Genomic DNA, 24472 nt, shown 5'->3' on the forward strand with positions numbered 1-24472 from the left:
CGCTGATGGTGCTCTCTCCCGGGGTAGCGAGGGGAAGCCTCTGGGCGACCCTACCGGACGGTCACGCCCTGACTATGACTGGTTGTAGAACCCACCCTCACGGATGCGTCGCTTGTCCGTCTCGGTGACCTCGACGTTGTGCGGCGAGAGCAGGAAAACCTTGTTGGTCACCTTCTCGATGTCGCCCCGGAGGCCGAAGATCAGCCCTGCGGCGAAGTCGACCAGCCGCTTGGCGTCGACGTCGTCCATCTCGGTGAGGTTCATGATAACGGGCGTGCCGTCACGGAACTCCTCACCGATCTGACGCGCCTCATTGTAGCTGCGCGGCTGGAGCGTCGTGATCCGGTACGGCCGGGGCTCCTCGATGGGCGCGACCCGGCGCATCGGCGTGGGCGCGGACGGTCGCAGATGCTCCACCGGCGGACGTCGCGGCATGGCGACTGGCTCCTCACGTACGTCGAGCCGGCGGACCGACCGGTCTATCGGGACCGGGTCCAGCGTGGTCCGTCGATCGTCCCTGACGGCACCTCGGGCGGCGTCGTGCCCGTCATCGTCATAGTCGTCATCGAGGTAGTCCTCGTCCTCCTCGGCGAGCCCGAGGTAGACCATCGCCCTGCGACCGAGCCCCATGGGCGCGACTCTAAGGGACACCGTGCCGTTCACCGAACAAAGCGGTGCCGATCCGAAGGTGTGTCGCGCCTTCCGCGACCGCATCTTCAAGATCACTGGACATTCCAGCACTCACCATCGTCGCCGCCGGAAAGTCGGAACGCAACCGCTCGGATACTTCACGCAGCCGCGCGAAGGCAGGCCGGGGCGGCACCCCGCGCGGCGCCACGGCCATCACGCCGGCCAGAACAAGCCCCTCCGCCCGGGCGACGAGCTCGGCGAGCGCCGGCACGTCCCGCGGCAGCGCCCCGCCGCGCGCCGCCCCGCCTGCGCCCGCGACAGGCGCGTTCTCCCCACCCGGAAGGGATTTCTGCACCCCAGGCCCGGGCCGCACCCCGGGCGACGCCTCCTGGTCGAGATTGACCTGAATACAAACAGCAGTGATATAGCCACGCTCTGTAGCTGCCCGGGAAAGGGTCTCGACCAGTCGCGCTCTGTCCACGGACTGCACATAGTGCGCCCAGCCGGTCACGGCTCGGGCCTTGTTGCGCTGAAGCTGGCCGACGTAATGCCAGACCGGCACATCGAGCACGCCGGGCGACCCGAGGGTGGCAGGACCGTCGGCACGTGACGGAAACCATGCCCCCGGCGTGCCGTCGGGGAGGCCCGGACGGCGGATCTGGTCACCGGGCGCGGGCACCCCGGCCCCGGCCAGGGCCGCGTGGACCGCCGCAGCCTTGGGGCCGGCTTCCTGCTCCCGGTTCTCGGCGAAGTGCCGGACCCCAAGGGAGCACAGTGCGACCACATCCTCGAACGGCCAGGTCTTGCTGACCGCGATCAGCGTCAGCGCGTCCGGGTCGCGTTCGGCAGTCCGCGCGGCAGTCACGAGCCTGTCCCGGACGACTGTCAGGCGGGAACGCAGTCCCTCCACCCGGCGCGCATCCAGCCCGGGCACTCAGGCCGACCCGGACACTCAGGCCAGCCAGGCGAGGCCGGCGAAACGTCCGGTCCGCCCGTCCCGGCGGTACGAGAAAAGATCGTCGGACTCCGCGCTGCACCGGTCGGAGACCGTCACCGCCCCGACGCCCGCCGCCGCGAGCTGGCCACGCAGACCAGCCCGCAGGTCGAGCGAGGGGGTACCGGCGCGGGTTGTCGCCGCGCTGCCCGGGACGACCCGCTCGACATCGGAACGCATCAGCGCGGGCACCTCGTAGCAGTGCGCGCAGATCGCGGGCCCGAGGGTGACCCTGAGGGTGCCACGGTCCACGCCGAGCTCGTCGAAGGCCGCCAGCGTGGCCGCGAGGACACCCGAAGCCATCCCCTGGCGTCCGGCGTGGGCCACGCCGACAGCGGCCGGTGACTCGAACATCACCGGCACGCAGTCGGCCACCAGGACGGCGAGGGCCACCCCGGCCACGTCCGTCACCATCGCGTCGGCCTCCGGCGGCGGGCCAGCCTCGCGAACGAGGCTGACCTGCGCGCCGTGTACCTGCCGCATGAACTGGACCGGCCGACCGATGCGGGACACGACCAGCCGCCGGTTCTCGGCGACGGCGGCCGGCTCGTCACCGACGTGGTCACCCAGGTTCAGCCCTGTGTACGGCGGTCCGCTCGTTCCACCACCACGCGAGGTCACCAGAACGGGCACGGCCGGCTACTTCAGGAAGTCCGGGACGTCCAGCTCGTCATCGTCGGCCACGGGACGCACCGGGCGGCGTGGCGGGTAGGTCGGGCGCGGGCCCGGCCGGGCCGCCTCGGCCCGCTGGGCCGCGGCGACAGCGGCCGGCCCGGGCTCCTGCCCGCCGGCACCGCCCACACCCGCCGCACCGCCGCCGCTCGGCGGAGCACCGTGGGCGAAGCCGGGCCGAGGCGGCATGCCCGACGCCGTGGCCGGCGCGGCGATGCCCGGCTGGCCCCCGGGAACGCCGGCCGTGGCCGGCGGCCGGGCGAACCCCGCGTCGGCACCCGGACCGGAGTACTCCCGGCGCGGCGGCCCGCCGGCGGGCCGCTGGTCGCCGGCACCACCCGGCTGGCCGCCGCCCCCGGCCGGGGCCGCGGGGCGACCGTCCGGCAGCGGTTCGGGCACGTAGTGGCCGGCGGACCCGCCGGACGGCGGCTGGTAGGTCGAGTGGGCCGGCACAGGCCGCGCAGCCACGGGCATACCCGGAATGGGCGGCAGCACGGTGGTGCTCGGCGCCGCGGTCTGCGGCGGCTGGCCCGGACCCTGACCCGGACCCGGACCCGGACCCGGACCCGGACCCGGGCCCGGCGCACCCGGCTGCGGCGGCCCCGCCGGCGCTGTACCCCCGGGGCCTGGTGGGCGCCGCTGGTTGGCCAGCGTTCGGGTACGCCGGTCCTGGACGGTGTCGAACCCGGCGGCGATCACCGTGACCCGGACCTCGTCACCCAGCGCGTCGTCGATCACCGCACCGAAAATGATGTTCGCCTCGGGGTGCGCCGCGTCGGCGACCAGTTCCGCCGCGGCGTTGATCTCGAACAGGCCCAGGTCGGACCCGCCGGAGATGTTCAGCAGGACGCCCTGGGCGCCGTCCATGCTGGCCTCGAGCAGGGGTGAGGCGATGGCCTGCTCGGCGGCGACGGTCGCCCGGTCGTCGCCGCGAGCCCGCCCGATACCCATGAGGGCGCTGCCCGCGTGGGACATGACGGTCTTGACGTCGGCGAAGTCCAGGTTGATCAGACCGGGAGTGGTGATCAGGTCGGTGATGCCCTGGACACCGGAGAGCAGTACCTGGTCGGCACTGCGGAAGGCGTCCAGGACGCTGATGTCGCGATCGGTCATCGCGAGCAGGCGGTCGTTCGGGATAACGATGAGGGTGTCGACCTCGTTGCGCAGAGTGTCGATACCCGTATCGGCCTGGGTGGCGCGGCGGCGGCCTTCGAAGGTGAACGGGCGGGTCACGACGCCGATCGTCAGCGCGCCGAGCGACCGCGCCACGTTGGCGACCACGGGTGCGCCTCCGGTACCGGTGCCACCGCCCTCGCCAGCCGTGACGAAGACCATGTCGGCCCCCTTGAGGACCTCCTCGATCTCCTCGCGGTGATCCTCAGCGGCCTGCCGACCCACTTCGGGGTCGGCGCCGGCGCCGAGGCCCCGGGTGAGTTCACGGCCGACGTCGAGCTTGACGTCGGCATCGCTCATCAACAGCGCCTGGGCGTCAGTGTTGATGGCGATGAACTCGACACCCTTGAGCCCGACTTCGATCATCCGGTTGACGGCGTTCACGCCGCCTCCGCCTATCCCGACGACCTTGATGACCGCGAGATAGTTCTGGGGGGCTGCCATGCGGTGTCGGTCCTCCAGCGGCGTCGGGTGGGCAGGCAGGGGGCTCCCCGGCTCCGGAGCCCGCGGCCTCTGGAGGCCGATGGAGCGGGGAAGCAGCCGAGCAGCCTCAACCTTCACCGTCAGCTAGACGGTTACAGTTATGTCAACTTCCGACTGTGGATCGGACAGTAGGCACGGCTTCGGCAGTGGTCAAGGACGCTGTCGGCGCGTCACACCGATGGGATTCACGTCCCCTTCGTCACACCGGTCCTGGCTCGCCCGRGCGCCTTCGCACAGGCCCGGCTGGGTGGTGTGTACTGCGTGGCGTGACCGGTCAGAACTCCGCGGACCCGCCCGCCGCGACGACCCCGCGGCCGGCCCCCGCCAGCCCCTCGACCGAAGCCCCCTCGGTCCGCTCCGCGGAGCCGGCCGCCAGCCCCGTTCCCAGCCAGGGCTCCGGCCCGGGCACGGGCCCTGGTGCGAGTCCGGGCCCCGCTGCCCACGGTGCCGGCAGGCACGGGAGGCGCGTGCACTTCCTCGGCATCGGCGGCTCGGGCCTGTCGCCACTCGCCCGGATTCACCTGGCCGGCGGCGGTCAGGCCTCCGGCAGCGACCAGGAGGACTCGCCGCGGATCGCCGCGCTGCGGGCGCTGGGTGTCCCGGTACGCGTCGGCCCGGCCGCCGGCCCGGCGGCGCTCGCCGCGGAGCTGAGCGGAGCCGAGGTGGTCGTGGCCTCGAGCGCCCTGCGTGACGACCACCCCGAGGTTGTCGCCGCCCGCGCGCTGGGCATCCCCGTGCGGCGCCGCGCCGACTGGCTGCCGGAGCTGACCGCCGCCTACCGGCTGGTCGCGGTCGCCGGCTCGCACGGCAAGACCACGACGGCCGCCATGCTCACTCTGGTACTGCAGAACGGCGGGTTGGATCCCACCGCCGTGATCGGAGCCGAGGTGGCCCAACTGGGCGGCAGCGCCGTCACCGGGACGAGTGACGTGTTCGTCCTGGAGGCCGACGAGTACGGCGGCGCGTTCGCCGGGCTGGACCCCGAGCTCGCCATCATCACCAACGTCGAGTGGGAGCATCCCGACCTCTTCCCCGACGAGGCCTCCGTCCAGGCCGTGTTCACCGACTTCGCGGCCCGGGTCCGCCCGGGCGGGCGGCTCGTCGTCTGCGGCGACCACCCGGGCGTCGTCGCCGTGCTCGACCGGCTCGACCGGCGTGCCGGTCCGGGCGGCGCGGCCGGTCCGGGCGGCGCGGCCGGTCCGGGCGGCGCGGCCGGTCCGGGCGGCGCGGCGGGCCGAGCCCGGGTGGTGGACTACGGCTTCGAGGCGGGGCGGAGCTGGCGGGCGGTGGACTACACCCCCCGTCCGGGCGGGGGGTCGGTGTCGACCGTGCTGCGTGCCGGCGCCCCGGTGGGGCAGCTGTCGCTGGCGCTGCCCGGCCCGCACGTCGCCCTCAACGCCCTCGCCGCCCTCGCCACCGCCGTGGAGCTCGGCGTGCCGCCCGGCCGGGCCCTGGAGGCCCTGGCGACGTACACGGGTGCCGCGCGGCGGTTCGACACCATCGGGCGGGCGGTCACGCCGGCCGGCACCCCGGTCGAGATCGTCGACGACTACGCCCACCACCCGACGGAGATCCGCGCCACCCTGCGGGCGGCCCGCGACCGGGCGGCCGGGCGGCCTGTCTGGGCGGTGGCGCAGCCGCACACGTTCAGCCGCCTGGCGGCGCTGCTGGACGACTTCGCGACGTCCTTCGGCGACGCCGACCGCGTCTACGTGACCGACATCTACGCGGCGCGGGAGACCGACGACCTCGGCCTGCACGCGGCCGACCTGACGGCAAGGATCAGCGAGCCGGCGGACACCGGCTACGTGCCGTGGCCGGACCTGCCCGGCCGGCTGCTCGCGGACCTCGACGCCGCGGCGGGCGACGCGCCCGGAGGCGTCCTGCTCCTCACCCTCGGGGCGGGCACGGTCACCACGGTGGGTCCCGTCCTGCTCGACCGGCTCGCGCAGCCCGCCGGAGCCGCTCATTCGGGAGGCAGCGGGACAGAGTCCCAGGACGCGACCGGCCTGCCGGCCTGACCCTGCGGAGCACCTCCCCACGTCAATGGTTGACTGCGCCGCGTGACGTTCACAGGTGAGCGGGCGTGTGCCAGCCCTCCCGGCAGCCCGACGGCGAAGGTGAGGACCCGACGATGACCGAGACGCGTGACGCGCAGAGCCGCGGATTCGACTTCCGGGTGGTCAACCAGGCGGTGATCACCGAGTACCGGGCCACCGGCGGGAAGCTGGAGAAGACCCTGGCCGGTTCGCGGCTCCTGCTGCTGACCACCGTCGGCGAACGCACCGGCCGCGGACACACCACTCCGCTGGGCTATGTCGTGGACGAACCGGCGAGCGTCGACGAACCAGGCGTCGACGAACCGGTGGTCGTGGACGGACCGGAAGCCGTCGACGCACCGGAAGCCGGGCGTCGTCTCGTCGTCTACGCCTCGAACATGGCGGCCGCGGAGCACCCGCAGTGGTACCGCAACCTGCTGGCACAGCCGAAGGTCACGGTCGAGCTCGAGGCCGACCGGTTCGACGCCGAGGCAGCCACCGCCACCGGGCCGGAACGCGACCGTCTCTACGCGGCGCTGGTCGAGGGCATGCCGGGGCTGCGCACCCACCAGGATCAGGCGACCCGGGAGATCCCCGTCGTCGTCCTGACCCGGCTCCCCTGAGCAGGACGGCCGCGGCTGCGCCGGGAGCGTCGCCCACCGCCATGCGACGACGACCAGCATCGGCTAGCTGGTGCGGCCCGCCAGCAGACGCAGCAGCTCGGGGCCGATCTGCGTCACGTCGCCCGCGCCGAGGGTGAGGACGAGGTCGCCCGGGGCGGCCCGGTCGAGCAGGACGCCGGGGACCGCGGACCACGACGGTTCGTAGAAGACCTCGGCCGTCCCGCCCCGGGCGGCAGACGCGACCCGGGCACCGCCCGCGCCTGGCTCGGGCCGCTGGGCACCGCCGTAGACGTCCATCACCACCACCACGTCGGCGGGGCGCAGCGCGGCACCGAAGTCCTCCGCGAGCAGCGCCGTGCGGGTGTAAAGGTGCGGCTGGAAGGCGACCACGACCCGGCCGCCGCCGGCCAGCGCCCGCGCGGTGGCGATCGCCGCGGCGACCCGGTCGGGGTGGTTGGCGTAGTCGTCGACGACCCGCACCCCGCGGGCCGACCCCAGTGGCTCGAACCGGCGCCGGACCCCGGCGAAGGAGGCCAGGCCGGTCAGCAGGCCCTCCGGCCGGGCACCGAGCGCGAGCCCGGTCGCGAGCGCCGCCGCGCCGTCGAGGAGATGGTGGCGGCCGGGGACCTTCAGCACCATCCGGCCGAGCGGGACGCCGTGCGCCACGACCTGGGCGCTGGTCCGGGCGGGCGAGATCTCCACTGCGGAGAGCCGGACGTCCGCCGACGGGCCGAAGCCGTACCCGATCAGCCAGGACGGCCGTCCAGCCGCACCGTCGCCGGGCGCGAGGGCTGCGGCGGCGTCGCGGGCGGCCGCGGTGGCGAGGGCCCAGCCGGCCTCGTCGTCCACACAGGCGACCAGGAATCCGGCGGGCTCGATCCGGTGCAGGAAGGTCGCGAAGGACGCCCGCAGGGCGGGCACCGTCCGGTAGTAGTCGAGATGTTCGGGGGCCACACCGGTCAGCACCGCGCCGTGCGGCTGGAGCTGCCAGAAGGCCGCGCCCTCCTCCTCGGCCTCCACCACCATCAGGTCGGAGCTGCCCGCGTGGGTGTGCGAACCGGCCTCGCCGGGGTCCCCGCCGACCGCGAAGGTGAGATCCTCCCCGCCGGCCTGCAGCGCGGCGGTCAGCATCATCGCCACCGTCGTCTTGCCGTGCGAGCCGGCGACCGCCACCCCGCGGTGCCCCTGCATGAGCCCCGCCAGCGCCGCGGACCGGGTCAGGATCCGAAGTTCGCGCCGCCGCGCCTCGGCGAGCTGGGGGTCGTCGAGGCGCACCGCGGGTGCGACGACGACGAGCTCCACGCCGTCGAACCGGGCCGGGTCGACGGCGGCCGGATCGCGGCCGACGGTGATGGGGATCCCCAGCGCGCGCAGCGTCGCCAGCTGGCGGGACTCGACCGCGTCGCTGCCGGACACCACCGCGCCCCGGGCGACCAGCAGCCGGGCGAGGCCGCTCATGGCCACCCCGCCGATGCCGACGAGATGTACCCGCCGCCAGCCGTCGGGGAGATCTCGCGCCACCACGCCGCGGCCCTCAGCCTGCTGCGTGCCGCGGTCCGGCGTGCCGGCGGCCCGCCTCCGCCTGCCTGATCATTGCGACGATCGCGCGGGCGGCGTCCGGGTGCCCGGTGCCCGCGCAGGCGGCGGACATCTTCGCCAGCCGCTCGGGTGAGGTGAGCACCGGGAGCAGGTTGGCGGTCAGCCAGCCGGGGCTGAGCTCGGCGTCCTCGACCAGCAGGCCGCCGCCCGCCTCGACCGTCGGCAGCGCGTTGCGGCGCTGCTCCCCGTTGCCGTGCGGCAGCGGGACGTACACGGCCGGCAGCCCGACCGCCGCCAGCTCGGCGCAGGTCATCGCGCCGGAGCGGCACAGGCTCATGTCGGCGGCGGCGTAGGCGGACGGAATGTGGTCCAGGTAGGGCACCACCCGGTAGGGCGCCGGCAGGCCCGGTGGCAGCGCGGCGACGACCTCGTCGTAGTTCTTGGGCCCCGCCGCGTGCAGGACCTGGATCCCGGCCCCGGTCAGCTCCCGCGCCGCCCCGGTGAGCACGGTGTTGAGCGAGCGGGCGCCCTGCGAGCCGCCGAACACCAGCAGCGTCGCCCGGTACGGGTCCAGGCCGTAGCGGGCCCGCGCCGCGCGGGCGGCCGGCGCCGAACGGTCCAGGGTGAGGATCTCCGCACGCAGCGGGATCCCGGTCAGCGTGCCGCCCCGCAGCGGGGTGGCCGGATACGAGGTGGCGACGAACGGCGTGAGCCGCGCGCCGAGCCGGTTCGCGAGCCCCGGCAGCGGGTTCGCCTCGTGCACCACGATCGGCAGCCGCAGCCGGCGGGCCGCCAGGTAGGCGGGCACCGAGACATAGCCGCCGAAGCCGACGACGACGTCGGCGCGGACGTCCCGCGCCGCCGCGCGCGCCGCCGACACCGCGGCGAGCAGCCGGTTCGGCACCGTCAGCAGTGCCGGGGTCGGACGCCTGGGCATCGGCACCTTCGGCACGGTCGCCAGCTCGTACCCGCGGGCGGGGACGAGCTTCGCCTCCAGGCCCGTCTCGGTGCCGAGCAGGGTCACCCGGATCCGGGGCTCGTCCGCGCGCAGCGCGTCAGCCACCGCGAGGGCTGGTTCCACGTGGCCGGCAGTTCCGCCGCCGGCGAGCAGCACACTTCGCAACATCGGCCCTGACGATTCCACATCGGGACCGCCCACACGCAACATGGTCGCCCGAGAGCGTCGGCGCGCCGAGACCGGCGTCAGCCGGCGTCGAGCGCGACACCTCCGGCACCGGCCGCCACGACCCCCTCGCCGGTCGCGGCGGTCGCGCCGCTCGCGGCGGGTTCGGCCCGGCGGCGACGCAGCCAGCGGCCCGTCCGGCCGGCGCGTCGGGCCTCGGCGCGCGCGGCCAGGTAGCTGGCGGCATCCGGCTCGCACCGCGCGAAGGCCAGCAGCATGCCGAGCGCCCCCATGGTCGGCAGCAGCGCCGAGCCGCCGAACGACACCAGCGGCAGGGTCACCCCGGTGATCGGCAGCAGGCCGACGACGGCGCCCATGTTCACCACGGCCTGCGCGACGAGCCAGGCGGTCACCCCCGCGGCGGCGAGCCGGACGAACAGGTCGTCGGTGCGGTGCGCGATGCGCAGGCCGGCGTAGCCCATCACCCCGAACAGGCCCACCGTCACCAGGCTGCCCAGCAGGCCCAGCTCCTCCCCGATGATCGCGAGGATGAAGTCGGTGTGCACGGCGGGCAGCAGGTCCGGCCACTTCTCCTTGGAGGCGCCCAGCCCCTCACCCCACCAGCCGCCCGAGGACAGCGCGTAGATGCCCTGGACGGCCTGGAACCCGGTGCGGTCCGGGTCGGCGAACGGGTCCCGGAACGACATCAGGCGTTCCAGCCGGTAGGGCGCACTGACCGCGAGGATGGTGGCGCAGGCGACCATGCCGCCGAGCAGGCTGGCGTAGATCCGCAGCGGGGTGCCGATCACCCAGAGCACCGCCAGCGGCACCACCGTCACGCAGATGGCGCCGCCCAGGTCGGGCTCGAGCATGAGCAGCAGGTCGACGAAGAGGAAGCCGGGCACCACCGGGATCACCAGGTGCTTCCAGTCCACCAGCAGCCGGCGCTTGCGGACCAGCACGTCGGAGCACCACAGCAGCAGCGAGATCTTGGCGAACTCGCTCGGCTGAATGGTGTACGGGCCGATCGGGATCCACTGCCGGGCGCCGTTCTCGACATGCCCGATGCCGGGGACGAGTACCGCCAGCAGCAGCACCAGCGTGATACCGAGCAACGGGTACGCCGCCGCCCGGAAGACCCGCACCGGCAGCCGACTGGCGATCATCAGCAGCGGGATGCCGATCGCCGCCCAGGTCGCCTGGCGCAGAAAGAGCGTGTAGGACGAGCCGAAGTCCTGGAACGACCGCACGCTGGACGCCGACAGCACCATGACCAGGCCGAGGAGCAGCAGCAGGCCGGCCGAGGAGAGCAGCAGGTAGTACGAGGCCATCGGGCGGTCGAGGACCGGGGTCCGGGGATCGCTGGCCCAGGCCTGGCCGGCACCGTCCGGGCCAGCACTGCTCTGGCCGGCTTCGTCCTTCCCGACCCCAGCCGCACCAGCCGCACCGGCCGCACGCGCGGCACCAGCCGGACGGCTGCTGGCGCCCGCGTGATTCGCCGCACCGGCGCCGGCCGCCGCACCGCACGCTCCGGTGCCGGGCGGCGCGGGGGTGGCGCCCGCGCCGGCGACCGATGGGACGGGGGTCGCCGTGGTGGCGGCCCCGGCCGTGGCTCCGCTGGGGACCCTGTGTGGTCCGGTGGTCCGCGCGCCGGTCATGCGCTCTCTCACGCTCCCCATCCCCGGCGCGTCGGTGGGGACGGGTCCCGCCTGCCGGTCAGCCTCCCCGCACCCGCACGGCCGCGGCGAACAGGTCACCGCGCTCCGCGTAGTCACGGAACATGTCCATCGAGGCAGCCGCCGGTGCGAGCAGCACCGTGTCGCCCGGTGCCGCGAGCTTGGTGGCGGCCTCCACCGCATCGTCCATGCCGTCGGCGCGTTCTACGGGGACATCGGGGGCGTGTCGGGCGAGAGCGGCCGCGATCTCATCGGCGCAGCGGCCCATCAGCACCACCGCGCGCAGGCCGCTGCGGGCCCTGACCACCAGATCGTCGAATTCCAGGCCCTTGTTCAGGCCACCGGCGACCCACACCACCGACGGGTATGCGCACAGCGACGCCGCGGCCGCGTGCGGGTTGGTGGCCTTGCTGTCATCGACGTAGCGGACGCCGGCGAGGCGGCCGACCGTGACGTTGCGGTGTGCGCCGGGCCGGAACATCGCCAGCGCGGCGCCGATGGCCGCAGGATCCACCCCGTCAGCGCGGGCCAGCGCGGCCGCGGCCAGCGCGTTGGAGATGTTGTGCGGCCCCAGGTCGGCGCCGACCGCCGGCGCCGGGCCGGCGCCGAACCCCTGCGCCCCGGCCCGCCCGCCCAGACCGGACCCGACTGAGCCGCCTGCGACACCTGAGCCACCCGCGGCCCGCGGCCCGGAGTTCCGCCCCGGGGAGTGGCCGGCCGCACCGAGATCGGCGACCGCGATGAGGCGTCCGCCGGAGAAGGCCCGGTCGACGAGGTAGCCGCCGACGACGGTCAGGTCGGGGCGGGGGTCGCCGTCGGGGTCCAGGCCGAAGGTCACCTGCCGGCCGGGTGCCCGCGCCAGCAGCGCCAGGCTGGCGGGGTCGTCGGCGTTGCCGACCGCCACGGTCTGCGGGGCAGCCCAGATCCGGGCCTTGGCCTCCGCGTAGGCCTCGGCGCCGCCGTGCCAGTCGAGATGGTCGGGGGCGACGTTGAGGATCGCCGCGGCGTGCGGCGCGACCGTCGACGTGTAGTGGAGCTGGAAGCTGGACAGCTCGACGGCGAGCACGTCGTAGGGCGGGCGGGCCCCGACCGCCGTCACGATCGGCGTGCCGATGTTGCCGGCGGTGGTGGCGCGCCGGCCACCGGACAGGAGCATCGCACCGAGCATCTCGGTGGTGGTGGTCTTGCCGTTGGTGCCGGTGACCGCGAGCCACCGGGACAGCCCGCGCCAGTGCCAGGCGAGTTCCACCTCCCCCCACACCGGCACGCCGGCGGCCCCGGCGGCCCGCAGCAGCGGCGTGGTGGGCGGCACCCCCGGCGAGGTCACGACCAGTGAGGCTGGTCCGGCCTCGGCGGGGAGGCCGCCGAGGCGCACCTCGATCCCGCTCCGCCGCAGCCGCTCGGCGGCGGCGCGCTGGGCGGGGCCGTCGGCCGCGTCGACCACGAGCACGCGGGCGCCGCGGGCCGCCAGGGCGTCCGCCGCCGCGGCGCCCGACGTCCCGGCCCCGACCACCAGGACGTCCGTCCCGGACAGCGCGGACGGGTCGGCCGGGTCGTGCCGGGCCTCGGACGTGATCATCGTCAACCGCCCCCATGGGAGAGATACTCGGCGTAGAACAGGCCCAGCCCGAACGCGACGGCCAGGCCCGAGACGATCCAGAACCTGATGATCACCGTCGTCTCGGGCCATTCGGCGAGTTCGAAGTGATGGTGGATGGGCGCCATGTTGAACACCCGCCGTCTGGTCGCCTTGAAGAACGCCACCTGGATCATCACCGACAGGGTCTCGATCACGAACAGGCCACCGAGCACGAACAGCAGCAGCTCGGTCCGGCTGACGATGGCGATGCTGGCGAAGGCTCCGCCAAGCGCGAGGGAGCCGGTGTCACCCATGAAGATCTTCGCTGGGCTGGCGTTCCACCACAGGAAGCCGAAACAGGCCCCCATCGCGGCGGCGGAGACCAGCGCGACGTCGAGCGGGTCGCGGACGTAGTAGCAGCCCTCCGTCAGGGCCCCGGCCTCGCAGACGTTGCCGAACTGCCAGAACGAGATCACGACGTAGGCACCGAACACCATCGCCGAGGTCCCGGCCGCCAGCCCGTCCAGGCCGTCGGTCAGGTTCACCGCGTTCGAGGTCGCGGCGATGATGATCCAGGCCAGCAGCGGGAAGCCGATCAGCCCGATCGAGAACCCGGTGTCGCGCACCACCGAGATGAACGTCGAGCCGGGCAGCAGCCCCGCGTCGTTCTTGAACCGCACGGCCAGCAGGCCGAAGGCCAGCGCGACGGCGGCCTGGCCGGCGAACTTCGTCCGCGCGGTCAGCCCGAGGCTGCGCTGTTTGCGGATCTTGATGTAGTCGTCCAGGAAGCCCACCAGGCCCAGGCCGGTCATCACCATCAGCACCAGCAGCCCGGAGGCGGTGAACCCGATCCCGGTCACCAGGTGCGAGACGAAATAGCCGGCCAGCGTGGCGAGGATGATGACGGTGCCGCCCATCGTGGGCGTCCCGCGCTTGGTCAGGTGGCTCGACGGGCCGTCCTCGCGGATCTCCTGCCCGTAGCCCTGCCGCCGGAAGAAACGGATCACCGACGGGGTGCCCAGCAGGGAGATGACCAGCGCGACCAGTGCGGCGAAGAGAACGCCTCTCACCCGAGCGTCACCCGCGCGTGCCAGGTTCGCCGGAGTGTCCCACCGTGTTCCACGTGTACTAGGTCCCCTCGATCGCGGCGCCCGGGACGCCGTCCCGCCGGCCCTCACGGCCGGCACCACCACCCGCGGCGAGACCCGCGGCCACCCTTTCGAGCCCGAACGACCGGCTCGCCTTCACCAGAACGACATCACCGCTGCGGACCCGCCCGGCCAGATGGGCCACCGCCTCCTCGACGCCGGGCACCCAGGCCGACTCCCCCCGCCAGCCGGCTGTTCCGTCAGCGGCATCGTGCACCCCCCGCGCTCCGGGCCCGACCGCGACCAGCCGCGGCACACCGAGCTCGGCGACGAGGCTCCCGAGGGCGCGGTGCGCCTCGTCCGCCACGGCACCCAGCTCGCCCATCGGGCCCAGCACCGCCCACGCGCGACCCCCGCTGCGAATGTCGAGGAGGGCGGTCAGCGCCGCCCGCATCGACTCCGGGTTCGCGTTGTAGGCGTCGTTCAGCACGACCACACCGTCCGGCGTGGTCGTCACCTCCATCCGCCACCGGCTGCGCGGGCGGGCCCGTTCCAGGGCCGCCGCCGCGTCCGCCGGCGCGAGGCCGAGGCCGATCGCCACCGCCGCGGCGGCCAGCGCGTTCGGGACCTGGTGCGCGCCGACGAGGCCCAGCCGCACGCGGTGGCGCTCACCACCGGCGAGCAGGTCGAACGCGGCCCGCCCGGTTCCGTCCACCTCGGTCTGCCCGGCGCGGACGTCCGCCCCGGCGCCGGTCCCGAACGTGACCACCGCGGCGCGGGCGCGGGCCGCCATCGGTGCGACGAGCGGATCGTCCGCGTTGAGCACGACCAGGGTGCCGGCCGCCTCCGCCAGCTCCCCCTTCGCCACCGCGATGCCACGCCGGCCGTCGGCGTACTCGCCGACGTGCGCCGACCCGACATTGAGCACCAGCCCGACATGCGGACGGGCCAGCGCGCACAGCGCGGCGATGTGCCCGATGCCGCGGGCGCCCATCTCCAGCACCACGAAGCGCGTGTCGGCCTCGGTGCGCAGCATGGTCAGCGGCAGGCCGATCTCGTTGTTGAACGAGCCCTCGGCCGCGACCGTCGGGCCGAGGCCGGCCAGCAGGTCGGCCAGCAGGTCCTTGGTGGTCGTCTTGCCCGCCGAGCCGGTCACGCCGATGACGGTGGCCGGCGCGAGGTCACGCACCCGGGACGCGAGCGCCGCCAGCGCCGCCGCCGGGTCGGCGACGACGACCGCGGGCACGCCCGTCTCCCGGACGGCCAGCACCGCCACGGCGCCCGCTCCCTGCGCGGCGGCGGCGAAGTCGTGCCCGTCGACCCGCTCGCCGGGCAGGGCGACGAACAGGGCGCCCGGCACGACGTGGCGGGAGTCGATCACCACGCCGGTGACCGGGGCCGCCGGGTCCGCGCCGCCGGCGAGCCGGCCGCCGGTCGCCGCGGCGACGTCCGCCAGGCTCAGTGTGATCATCTGCCGGCCGCCGACCGCAGCACGGCGCCCAGCACCTCGCGGTCGTCGAACGGGGTCACCACACCGGCGACGTTCTGCCCGCTCTCGTGGCCCTTGCCGGCGACCACGACGGCGTCGGCCGGCCCGGCCTCGGCGACGGCCAGCGCGATCGCCGCCGCCCGGTCGGGCTCCACGACGAACCGACCGGGCCCGCCGCCGGCACCGGCGGGCACGCCGCGGGCGCCGGCGACGATCTGGTCGAGGATCAGCGCCGGGTCCTCGGACCGCGGGTTGTCGTTGGTGAAGACCGACAGGTCCGCGAGCCGGGCGGCGGCAGCGCCCATCAGTGGCCGCTTGGCACGGTCACGGTCCCCGCCGCAGCCGAGGACGATGATGACCCGCCCGGTCACCAGCGGCCGCACCGCGGCCAGCAGGGTGGCGACCGCGTCGGGGGTGTGCGCGTAGTCGACGAGGGCGAGGAACGGCTGGCCGCCGTCCACCCGCTCCATCCGGCCGGGGACACCGGTCAGCGCCGAGATCCCCTCGGCGGCGGCCTCCAGCGGGACACCGGTGGCGCTCAGCAGCGCCAGCGCGGTCAGCGCGTTCGCCGCGTTGAACCGGCCGGGCAGGGCCACCGAGACGTCCGCCTTCGCGCCGTCCGGACCGAGAGCGCGGAACACCGTGCCGGCCGGGCCGGCGACGACGTCCTCGGGCCACCAGTCGGCCTGGTTGCCGGCGACCGAACAGGTCTGCGCGTCGGGGCGCAGGCCGGCCAGCCGGCGCCCCCACTCGTCGTCGACGCAGATCACGGCGGCCGCGCTGCGGTCGGAGTCGAACAGCGCCGCCTTCGCGGCGAAGTAGTCCTCCATCGTCGGATGGAAGTCGAGATGGTCCTGGCTGAGGTTCGTGAACGCCGCGCCGGCGAAGCGCAGCGCGTCGACCCGGTGCTGGGCCAGGGCGTGGCTGGAGACCTCCATCGCCGCCGCGGTCACCCCGCGCTCGACCATCGTCGCGAGCAGGGCCTGCAGGTCCGGCGACTCGGGGGTGGTGCGCACCGCCGGAACCGCCGCCCCGGCGATGCGGGTCTGCACCGTGCCGAGCAGGCCGGTGGTGTGGCCGGCGGCGCGCAGGCCCGCCTCCAGCAGGAAGGCGGTGGTGGTCTTGCCGTTCGTGCCGGTGACCCCGAGGAGCGTCAGGGTGTCAGAGGGCCGGCCGTAGACCCAGGCGGCGACCGGCGCCAGGTCACGGCGCGGGTCGTCGGTGGCGAGCACCGGCACACCGAGGCCGCGGCCCGCCAGCCGGGCCGCGCCCGCCGGGTCGGTCAGCACGGCGACGGCGCCGGCCGCCACGGCGGCCTGGGCGAAGTCCGCGCCGTGCGCGTGCGCGCCGGGCAGGGCCGCGTACAGGTCACCGGGCAGCACCGCACGGGAGTCGTGGGTGACGCCGCTGAGCAGGACGGACAGGCTCGCCAGGGCGGCCGGGTCGGCCGGGCCCGACGGGCTGGAGATGCTGGACGGGCCAGGCAGGCCGGCCGCGACAGCGACTGGGCTGGGGCGCAGGACACCAGGCAGCTCGCTGAGCGACCGCGGCGAGTGGGCTGCCGGACGTAGTGCCGGGGTGGTCACGGAGACGACCTTAGTGGGAGGCAGGTCGGGGGATCCGCACGGGCGTCGTCGACGCCGCCGGTCCACCGGGATGATCTGGCCGTCTCCGGACAGCCTGCCCCGAACCGGGCGCCGCGCCTCGTGGCCTGCGGGGCACTCAGCGGTCCAGGTCGAGGTCCAGCTGGTCCGGCCGCGTCCCCGGCGGCGGCACGCCCAGGGTGGTGAGGGCGAACTTCATCACCTCGGCGAAGACCGGCGCGGCGACCTGCCCGCCGTAGTAGACCGTACGCGGGTTGTCCAGGACGACCTCGACCACGACCTGCGGGTCGTCCGCCGGCGCGAAGCCGACGAAGGACGACACGTACCCGTCGTAGCGGTGGCTGACCGGGTCGTACCGCGTGGCGGTACCGGTCTTGCCGGCCACCCGGTACCCGGCGACCTCGGCGAGCGGGGCGGTGCCCTCCTCCGTCGCGACCGCCTCGAGCATGCGGGTCAGTGTGGCCGCCGTCTCCGGCGAGACCACCCGCCGTTCGGGCGCGTGCGAGGTCTCCTGGACCTCCCCGTCCGGCTTGATGACGGCGTCCACCAGCCGGGGGGCGACACGCATGCCGCCGTTGGCCACCGTGGCGTACACCGAGGCCATCTGCAGGGCGGTGGCCGACATCCCCTGGCCGTAGGCGATGGTCGCCGCCTGGCTCTCGGACCACTGCGAGGCCGAGGTCAGGGCGCCCGCCGTCTCGCCCGGGAAGTCGAGCTCGGTGACCGCACCGAGCCCGAACGCCCGCATCATCTCCTCGAGCGGCTGCTTCCCGACCTTCTCCGCCACCAGCACCGTGCCGATGTTGCTGGAGCGCGCGAGCACCCCGGCCGCGGTGAGGTGCTCGGTCCCGTGCTTCTCCGAGTCGGTGATGGTGTACCGGCCGCGTTCGATGGACGGCGGCACCGTGATCGGCGTCATCGCGTCGATCAGGCCCCGGTCGAGCGCCGCGGCCATCGTGATGACCTTGTTGACGCTGCCGGGCTCGAACGCCTGCCCGGTGGAGCGGTTCCCGATCGCGTCCATGTCCCGTTCGGTGATGTTGTTCGGGTCGAACTGCGGGGCGTCGGCCATCGCCAGCAGCTCGCCGGTCCTCGGCTTCATCACCACGATGGTCCCGCCGTCGGCCTCGGAGGTGCGGACCGCCTCCGCGAGCTCTCTCTGTGCCTGCCACTGGATGTCGTTGTCGATGGTCAGCCGCAGCGTCGAGCCGTCGAGCGGCTCCTTCTCCATGCTCTGCGCCGAGGGGATCTCCCGGCCGGACGGGTCGGCCTCGATCTGGCGCCGGCCGTCCGTGCCGCGCAGCACGCTGTCGTAGGCCAGCTCCAGCCCGGCGCGGCCCACGATCGCGTCGTTGTCCCCGTAGTTGGTGAAGCCGACGAAGTTGGCACCGAGCGTCCGCAGGGAGTACCAGCGGCCCCGCTCCTCCAGAACCCCGATGCCGTGCAGATCGAGTTCGGTCACCTCGTCGCCCACCGACCGGTCCAGGCCCCGGCCCAGGTAGACGAAGCGCGCCTTCYCGTTGGACGTCATCGACGAACGCAGCTCGTTCTCGGACTTCCCGAGTACCGGGGCCAGCCGGCGCGCGGCATCGCTGATCTGGCCGGGGGTCATCAGCAGCGGGTCGGCGTAGACCGCCCGCTGCTCGATGTCCTGCGCGAGGCGATCGCCGTGCCGGTCGGTGATCATGCCTCGGTCCGCCGGCAGCACGGACTTGCGCAGCCGCTGCTGCTCGGCCTGCTCGGCATAGGTGGATGAGGCGAAGCCCTGCAGCTGCGCGAGCCGAGCGGCGATCACGACCAGCACGGCCACCATCAGGACGACGGCGACCCGCACCCGGCGGCGGGGGCTCGCGAGGACGAACGGCCGCGGTGTGCGCGCCGCCGCCCCGCCCAGACCGCGCCGCGCCGCGCCGGCCCGTGCCCGCGGCGGCCCCCCGCGCGCCGGCTGGGCCCGGCGGGCCGGATGAACCCGTACCGGTTCCGCCCGGCTCGCGGTTCCGCGGGTCGGGTTGCGTGCAACGCCCGTGCCGCGCTGCGCCCCGGCACGGGCGGTACCACCGCGAGTCGTGCCAGTGCGGGCGGTAGTACCACCGCGGGCGGTGCCAACCCGCGGTGTCGCGCCGTGGGGAGTCGCGCGGGAGGTGCGGGAGGTGTCGCTACGGGGGTTCGCGGTGGCACCGCGTGACGTTCCACCACGTGGCGCCGTGGGACGCGCCCCACGGCCCGCCGCGGTCCTGTCCGCGACGTCCCGTCCCTCTGCCGCCCGGCCGGCTCTGGTCCGACTGGACCCGGGCTGACCGGCGCCGGTGCGGCCGGACCTGGCCGTACCTGCTCCGGTCCGGCCCGTGGCGCCGGTCCGGCCCGCGCCGGTCCGGCGCTCGCGCGCGGTGGGCCCGGTTCCGGATCGGCGGCTGGAGGGTGCGTCGAGGTCGCCCTGGGGGTCGTCGACGTACTCCTCGACGACAGCCTCGTGGGCCTCCCGGCCCTCGGCGTACCAGTACTCCGTGTCCGGATCATGGCCGTCGGGCTCGGGCCGGCGGCGCGGCGGTTCCCGGCGGGCCGGCGGAGCGCCGGAGCCGCGTGGCGCGGGCCGCCGGCCGGGCGTCGCCCGCTCGGGCCCGCGTTCCGGGTCGCGGCCGGAGAACCTCCGGACGGACGGGTCAAGCAGGTCGTCACCACCGGACCGCGGGTCCGGAGACCCCGAGGGCGGGCCGGTGACCAGGCGCAGTCGGGAACGTCCACGGCCGGCCGCCGGCCCCCGGCCCGTCGAACTCACTGACCAGCTACCGCCTCTCCGTCAGTCCGGACGCCGTCCTGAGATCCACCGCCCGCCGTCGCTCCGCCGCCAGCGGCACCCTCGCCACCGGCGGACGTCTGACCGCCGGCGGTCTGGCCGTCGCCGGCGGTCTGCTCGCCCGGCGCAGGCTGACCCTGGGGCTGTGCCTGGGTCTGGGGCTGGGCTTCGGCTGCCGGGTCGTCCTCGGGGGCCGTCCCGTCGCCGGCCGGCGACGTGCCCTCGGGCACCGTTCCGCTGGCGGGCGCCGCCGGCGGGGGGACGACTACCAGCAGCATGCCACCGCCTTCCTCCCGGGTGAGAACACGCGCCCCCGGCGGCAGCGGCGCACCCGGCGGCAGGTACTCGGGCATCCCGCCGGGGACCATCCCGAGCTGGCTGGCGCGGGCGGCGAGCTGACCGGGGTCGGCCTGCTCGTCCAGCTGAAGCGACAGTTCCTTCTCCTGGCTGCTGAGCGTGACGGCATCCCGCTCCAGCCGGTTCACGCGGAAGGCGTTCTCCATCAGCGCGGTGTTCAGCAGAAGCAGCGCCAGCAGGCCGGCACCCATCAGCACCAGCAGCAGGGCCACGAACGGGCCACGGGGCGCGGTCGACCGCGGCACCCGCAGCGGCACGAGACGCGGCCGGGCGGGGCGCCGCAGCGGCGAGTCCAGCAGCGGCATCGTGGTCGTGCCGACCGCCATCGCCGCGGAGAGCCGCCCGCCGCCAGGCCGCGGCACCGTCGCCCGACCCGTGCCCGTCCGCGCCGTGGTCTGCCGGGCCGTGCTCTGCCGCGCCGTGGTCGCGGACCGACCCGTGCCGGTCCGCGGGGCGGCGGAACGCGCAGCGTCGGAACGGGGCGGGTCGGAACGGCCCGTGTTGGAACGGGCCGCGCGCGACCGTGCGGTGTCCGTCCGGGTCGCCGTTCCCGACCGCCCGGACGAGGAGCCACGCGCCGCCGCGGCAGCCGCCCGAGAAGCCGCGCCGGCGCCCGCCGTTACCCGCTCGCGGGTTCCCCCAAACGCGTCTTCGTGGGCCTGGCCGGAACTGGCCTCGCGGGCCGACACGGTGGCACGGGAAACACCGGCCTGATACACGGCCGTAGCAGTGCCGACATACCCGGCGGTTACCTCGTCGACATACCCGGTCGCCTCGAAGCCGGCGCCGGCGAAATCCGCCGTTTCAGAACCGGCGTATCCGAAATGGGCATCCTCGTTTGCACCGATGTCGTGAACAGCGACCTCGGAACCGGCGGGCGGGTATTCCGCCGCCTCGCCGGCCGTGTTCGTGGTGCCGGGCATTTCGTCGCCGCTCTCGGCGTATCCCACCTCGCCATATGCGGCGCCGTCCGCGCCGCCGGCAAACCCGACGCCGGCATACCCGGCACCCTCGTATGCGGAACCGGCATGAACGGCACCCTCGTACCCGGCGCCGCGATGGGCTGTGCCGCCCTGCGCGGCATCGTCGTACCCGGCGCTCTCGTACCCGGCGTCGGCGTAAGCAGCGCCTTCGTAGCCGGCACCGTCATAGGCGGCATTGGGGTACGGGGCATCGGAGTACGGGGCATCGGGGTACGCGGCGTCGGCATACCCGGCGTCGGGGTATGCACCGTCGGGGTACGCGGTGCTGTCATACGCCGCCTCGTACACCGCATGGTCATACGCGGTGCTGTCGTGCGCGTACTCGGCGCCATGGAACGGCGCGGCGCTGCGGTCCATCCCGTGGCCGCCGGAGCCGGCCACCCGATGAGCCGGGCGGCCGTGACCGCGAGGCAGCGGCTGCGCGGGAGCGGTCATCGGACACCTCCGGTCGGATGCTGGGTGCGGCCCGGCTCGGCCGCAGTGCGTTCCGCAGCGCGCAGCCGGACGGATCCGGCGCGCGCGTTCTGTTCGATCTCCTGCTCGGACGCCGCCTCGGCGCCGCGGGTCAACCACCGCAGGGTCGGCTGGGCGTCCTCGGGCACTATCGGCATGTCCGGCGGCACGGACGGGGCCGCCCGCGGACCCAGTGCCCGCTTCACCAGACGGTCCTCCAGCGAGTGGTAGGACAGGACGACGATCCGGCCCGCCACGGCGAGCGCGTCGAAGGCGGCGGGCACCGCCCGCCCGAGCACCTCCAGCTCCGCGTTCACCTCGATCCGCAGCGCCTGGAAGGTGCGCTTCGCCGGGTTGCCGCCGGTGCGGCGGGCAGCCGCGGGGATGGCATCGCGGATCAGGTCCACCAGCCGCGCGGAGGTGGTGAAGGGTGCGGCCTGCCGCTGGGTCACCACCGCCTGCGCGATCCGGCGGGCGAAGCGTTCCTCCCCGTAGTCCCGCAGCACACGGGTCAGCGCGTTGACGTCGTAGGTGTTGAGGACGTCGGCTGCGGTGGGACCGCGCTCCTGGTCCATCCGCATGTCCAGGGGCGCGTCACGGGAGTAGGCGAAGCCGCGCTCGTCCAGGTCGAGCTGCATGGAGGAGACGCCCAGGTCGAAGAGAATCCCGTCGACCGCGGGCACCCCGAGCCGTTCCAGTACGTCGGGCAGCCGGTCGTAGACGGCGTGCTCGAGGTCGACCCGCGCGCCGAGCCCGGTCAGGCGTAGCCGGCTGTGTTCCAGGGCTCGGGTGTCACGGTCGAGACCGATCAGGCGGACGTGCGGAAAAGCCTCCAGCAGTGCAAGGGAATGGCCACCCAGCCCGACGGTCGCGTCCACCACCACCGCGCCCGGACGTCGCAGCGCCGGCGCGAGCAGGTCGACGACCCGCTCGATGAGCACCGGCGTATGCGTGACGTCCACTGCCAACCCCTCGGCCGTTTGTCGAATCTGGAACTTCCCCCGAACCTGCCTACCGGTTCAGTGACGGGGGGCGCCGCCGATGGCGCGCTGAGCGACCATCGGGACGAGAACGGCCGGTCAGGTCGTACGCCCAGGTCCCGCCCCGCTCAGTCCGCCGGACGCCGGGGAAGTGGCGTCCGGTGGGAGCGGGGGGAGACCTCGACAGACGACCAGATGATCACATGGTGCCTGCGAAAACTCAGATGACCCCGGGCAGAACCTCCTCCGACAGCTCGGCGAAGGTCTCCTCCTGGTCCGCCAGATAGGTCTCCCAGCGTCCGGAATCCCAGATCTCGACCCGGGTGTTGGCTCCGTTCACCACACATTCGCGAGCCAGACCCGCGTAGGTGCGCAGTGGCGGCGGTATGGTGATCCGCCCCTGCCGGTCGGGAACGTCATCCGACGCCGAGGAGAAGAAGACACGGCTGTAGTCACGAAGCGCCTTTGCCGTGACCGGAGCGGTACGGAGGGACTCACTGATCCGCGTGAACTCTGCCAGGGGGAACACGTAGAGACAACGCTCCTGCCCCTTCGTGATCACAAGCCCCCCCTCCAGCTCTTCCCGGAACTTCGCCGGCAGGGTCAGCCGCCCTTTGTCGTCCAGCCTGGGCGTGTGGCTGCCGAGAAACACCGGCACCTCCCCGCCAGGCCCGACGACGTGCCACGGCAACCAGACAACGGCCGGTTCACCAGGCGACGGCTACCCGCAAGCTCCCCTCCCCCACTGCGCGCCACTCTACTCCACTCCCCCCCACCTCACACCCCCACGACACCCCGCTCCACCCCACCCGCCCCACTCCGGACCGGCTCCAGCCCTGGCCATCGATCCGAAGGTGGTATAAAGCGGCCGAAAGATGATTGATAGACGACAGAACGCGTCCGACAAATGCCGTGAATGCGCATCCTGGCACCGTCCGGGAGCATCAGCCCTCCCCTGTCCACCCCTCTGTCGGAGACGATCGACAGCCAGCCCCTCCGGCCGCCCCCGAACGGATGTCACACTGAAGGGGCAGCACGGCGCGTCGCGATCATGTCCAGACGGCTCCGGGACCCCCGGGAGACGAGCAGGGACGCCACGGGACAACATCCCCGTAACGGGGCGGCGACCGGGACGAGAGATCCAGAGGAGGCCGACACCGTGGCGACGGAGCCGGGAGTTCTGCACTGGCATGCCCCCGCGGCCGACATCGACCATCTCTACGAGGTGGCCGATCGCATCCGGCGCTCGGCGGAGACCGTGATCGACGGCAAGTCAGACGTGATCAACACCGCTCTGGTCGTGCTGTTCGCCGAGGGCCACCTCCTGATCGAGGACGTGCCCGGTGTCGGCAAGACGATGCTGGCCAAGGCGCTCGCCCGGTCGATCGACGCCCGGGTCCGCCGGATCCAGTTCACGCCGGACCTGCTGCCCAGCGACGTCACCGGGGTGAGCGTCTACAACCAGGGCACCCGCGACTTCGAGTTCCGGCCCGGCCCGGTGTTCGCCAACATCGTCGTCGGCGACGAGATCAACCGGGCGGAACCTAAGGCCCAGTCGGCGCTCCTGGAGTGCATGGAGGAGCACCAGGTCACGGTGGACGGGGTCACCTACCGCCTCGAGGCACCGTTCATGGTGATCGCCACCCAGAACCCGATCGAGATGGACGGTACCCGCGCCCTGCCGGAGGCGCAGCGCGACCGCTTCATCGCCCGGGTCTCGATGGGCTACCCGTCGCCCACCGCCGAGCTGGCGATGCTCGACAACCACGGGCGCTCCGACCCGCTGACCGGCGTCGTGCCCGTGACCAACGCCGCCGAGGTGGCGAAGCTGGCCCGGGTGGTCCGCGCCGTGCACGTCTCGGACGAGGTTCGGCAGTACATCGTCGACCTGGTCGGTGCCACCCGGAGACACCCGGAGATCACACTTGGCGCTTCGCCCCGGGCGGCGCTGCACCTCATTCGCACCGCTCGAGCCCGCGCCGCCATGGACCGGCGCGGCTACGTGCTCCCGGACGACGTCCAGGCGTTGGCCAGCGACGTCCTCTCGCACCGGCTGCTACTCCATCCCGAGATCACGTTGTCAGGCGAGCCGACGAACGACATCGCCGCGCGGATCGTGTCAGATCTGATCGCGCGGGTGCCGGTCGCCCGGTCGGCCTCGGCACGCCCGACCCGCCGCGGGCGTTAGAAACA

Annotated in this window: 19 protein-coding genes; 3 read left to right on the forward strand and 16 right to left on the reverse strand. The window is 74.1% G+C overall.

All coding sequences use genetic code 11. From position 1 onward, the window contains the following. Positions 1-72 precede the first annotated feature (72 nt). The 5 genes from CC117_RS06055 to CC117_RS39750 form a co-directional block, all read right to left on the reverse strand. Positions 73-630 (reverse strand): cell division protein SepF, encoded by a 558-nt coding sequence (locus CC117_RS06055; RefSeq protein WP_018635019.1) that lies wholly within the window; start codon positions 628-630, stop codon positions 73-75. Positions 631-640: 10 nt separating this feature from the next. Beyond that, complete coding sequence (locus tag CC117_RS06060) at positions 641-1495, reverse strand: YggS family pyridoxal phosphate enzyme (protein ID WP_321572585.1); 855 nt, start codon at positions 1493-1495, stop codon at positions 641-643. A gap of 87 nt (positions 1496-1582) precedes the next feature. Further along, positions 1583-2257 carry a peptidoglycan editing factor PgeF gene (gene pgeF, locus CC117_RS06065; protein WP_071082757.1) on the reverse strand — a complete coding sequence of 225 codons (675 nt, stop codon included), beginning with the start codon at positions 2255-2257 and terminating at the stop codon, positions 1583-1585. 6 nt (positions 2258-2263) lie between these two features. After that, entirely contained in the window at positions 2264-3913 is a 1650-nt protein-coding gene (gene ftsZ, locus CC117_RS39745; protein ID WP_071082758.1) for a cell division protein FtsZ, read from the reverse strand. Between the two features lie 313 nt (positions 3914-4226). Further along, on the reverse strand, positions 4227-4361 hold the full coding sequence (locus tag CC117_RS39750; RefSeq protein WP_256385358.1) for a hypothetical protein: 135 nt from the start codon (positions 4359-4361) through the stop codon (positions 4227-4229). Positions 4362-4419: 58 nt separating this feature from the next. On the opposite strand from CC117_RS39750, the gene CC117_RS06075 reads away from it, so the two are divergent. Continuing rightward, on the forward strand, positions 4420-5973 hold the full coding sequence (locus CC117_RS06075; protein WP_084131634.1) for a UDP-N-acetylmuramate--L-alanine ligase: 1554 nt from the start codon (positions 4420-4422) through the stop codon (positions 5971-5973). Between the two features lie 113 nt (positions 5974-6086). Beyond that, a complete protein-coding gene (locus CC117_RS06080; protein ID WP_071082866.1) occupies positions 6087-6614 on the forward strand; it encodes a nitroreductase/quinone reductase family protein in 528 nt (175 codons plus the stop codon). 63 nt (positions 6615-6677) lie between these two features. On the opposite strand, the gene murC is transcribed toward CC117_RS06080, so the two are convergent. The 11 genes from murC to mraZ form a co-directional block, all read right to left on the reverse strand. After that, a complete protein-coding gene (gene murC, locus CC117_RS06085) occupies positions 6678-8138 on the reverse strand; it encodes a UDP-N-acetylmuramate--L-alanine ligase (RefSeq protein ID WP_071082760.1) in 1461 nt (486 codons plus the stop codon). A 10-nt stretch (positions 8139-8148) separates the two neighbouring features. After that, complete coding sequence (gene murG, locus CC117_RS06090) at positions 8149-9279, reverse strand: undecaprenyldiphospho-muramoylpentapeptide beta-N-acetylglucosaminyltransferase (protein ID WP_071082761.1); 1131 nt, start codon at positions 9277-9279, stop codon at positions 8149-8151. 77 nt (positions 9280-9356) lie between these two features. Beyond that, complete coding sequence (ftsW, locus tag CC117_RS06095; protein WP_071082762.1) at positions 9357-10934, reverse strand: putative lipid II flippase FtsW; 1578 nt, start codon at positions 10932-10934, stop codon at positions 9357-9359. Positions 10935-10992: 58 nt separating this feature from the next. After that, entirely contained in the window at positions 10993-12531 is a 1539-nt protein-coding gene (locus tag CC117_RS06100) for a Mur ligase family protein (RefSeq protein ID WP_071082763.1), read from the reverse strand. A gap of 2 nt (positions 12532-12533) precedes the next feature. Next, positions 12534-13601, reverse strand: a complete 1068-nt coding sequence (mraY, locus tag CC117_RS06105; RefSeq protein ID WP_071082764.1) for a phospho-N-acetylmuramoyl-pentapeptide-transferase — start codon at positions 13599-13601, stop codon at positions 12534-12536. 58 nt (positions 13602-13659) lie between these two features. Next, complete coding sequence (locus CC117_RS06110; RefSeq protein WP_071082765.1) at positions 13660-15090, reverse strand: UDP-N-acetylmuramoyl-tripeptide--D-alanyl-D-alanine ligase; 1431 nt, start codon at positions 15088-15090, stop codon at positions 13660-13662. Continuing rightward, positions 15087-16694: a UDP-N-acetylmuramoyl-L-alanyl-D-glutamate--2,6-diaminopimelate ligase gene (locus tag CC117_RS06115; RefSeq protein WP_071082766.1), complete on the reverse strand. Its 1608-nt coding sequence runs from the start codon at positions 16692-16694 to the stop codon at positions 15087-15089. Before CC117_RS06115 ends, CC117_RS06110 begins: the two co-directional genes overlap by 4 nt. Before the next feature lie 136 nt (positions 16695-16830). After that, the gene (locus CC117_RS06120) at positions 16831-19488 is read right to left on the reverse strand and encodes a peptidoglycan D,D-transpeptidase FtsI family protein (RefSeq protein WP_071082767.1); all 2658 of its coding nucleotides are present in this window, start codon (positions 19486-19488) and stop codon (positions 16831-16833) included. Further along, entirely contained in the window at positions 19485-21281 is a 1797-nt protein-coding gene (locus CC117_RS06125; RefSeq protein ID WP_071082768.1) for a hypothetical protein, read from the reverse strand. The genes CC117_RS06120 and CC117_RS06125 overlap by 4 nt, the downstream gene beginning before the upstream one ends. Then, positions 21278-22261 carry a 16S rRNA (cytosine(1402)-N(4))-methyltransferase RsmH gene (gene rsmH, locus CC117_RS06130; protein ID WP_071082769.1) on the reverse strand — a complete coding sequence of 328 codons (984 nt, stop codon included), beginning with the start codon at positions 22259-22261 and terminating at the stop codon, positions 21278-21280. The genes CC117_RS06125 and rsmH overlap by 4 nt, the downstream gene beginning before the upstream one ends. Before the next feature lie 238 nt (positions 22262-22499). Then, positions 22500-22931 (reverse strand): division/cell wall cluster transcriptional repressor MraZ, encoded by a 432-nt coding sequence (gene mraZ, locus CC117_RS06135; RefSeq protein WP_071082867.1) that lies wholly within the window; start codon positions 22929-22931, stop codon positions 22500-22502. Positions 22932-23438: 507 nt separating this feature from the next. Here mraZ and CC117_RS06140 point away from each other — a divergent pair. After that, positions 23439-24467: an AAA family ATPase gene (locus tag CC117_RS06140; protein WP_071082770.1), complete on the forward strand. Its 1029-nt coding sequence runs from the start codon at positions 23439-23441 to the stop codon at positions 24465-24467. The last annotated feature ends 5 nt before the right edge of the window (positions 24468-24472 follow it).

It is taken from the genome of Parafrankia colletiae, from assembly GCF_001854655.1.
GTDB classification, from domain to species: domain Bacteria; phylum Actinomycetota; class Actinomycetes; order Frankiales; family Frankiaceae; genus Parafrankia; species Parafrankia colletiae.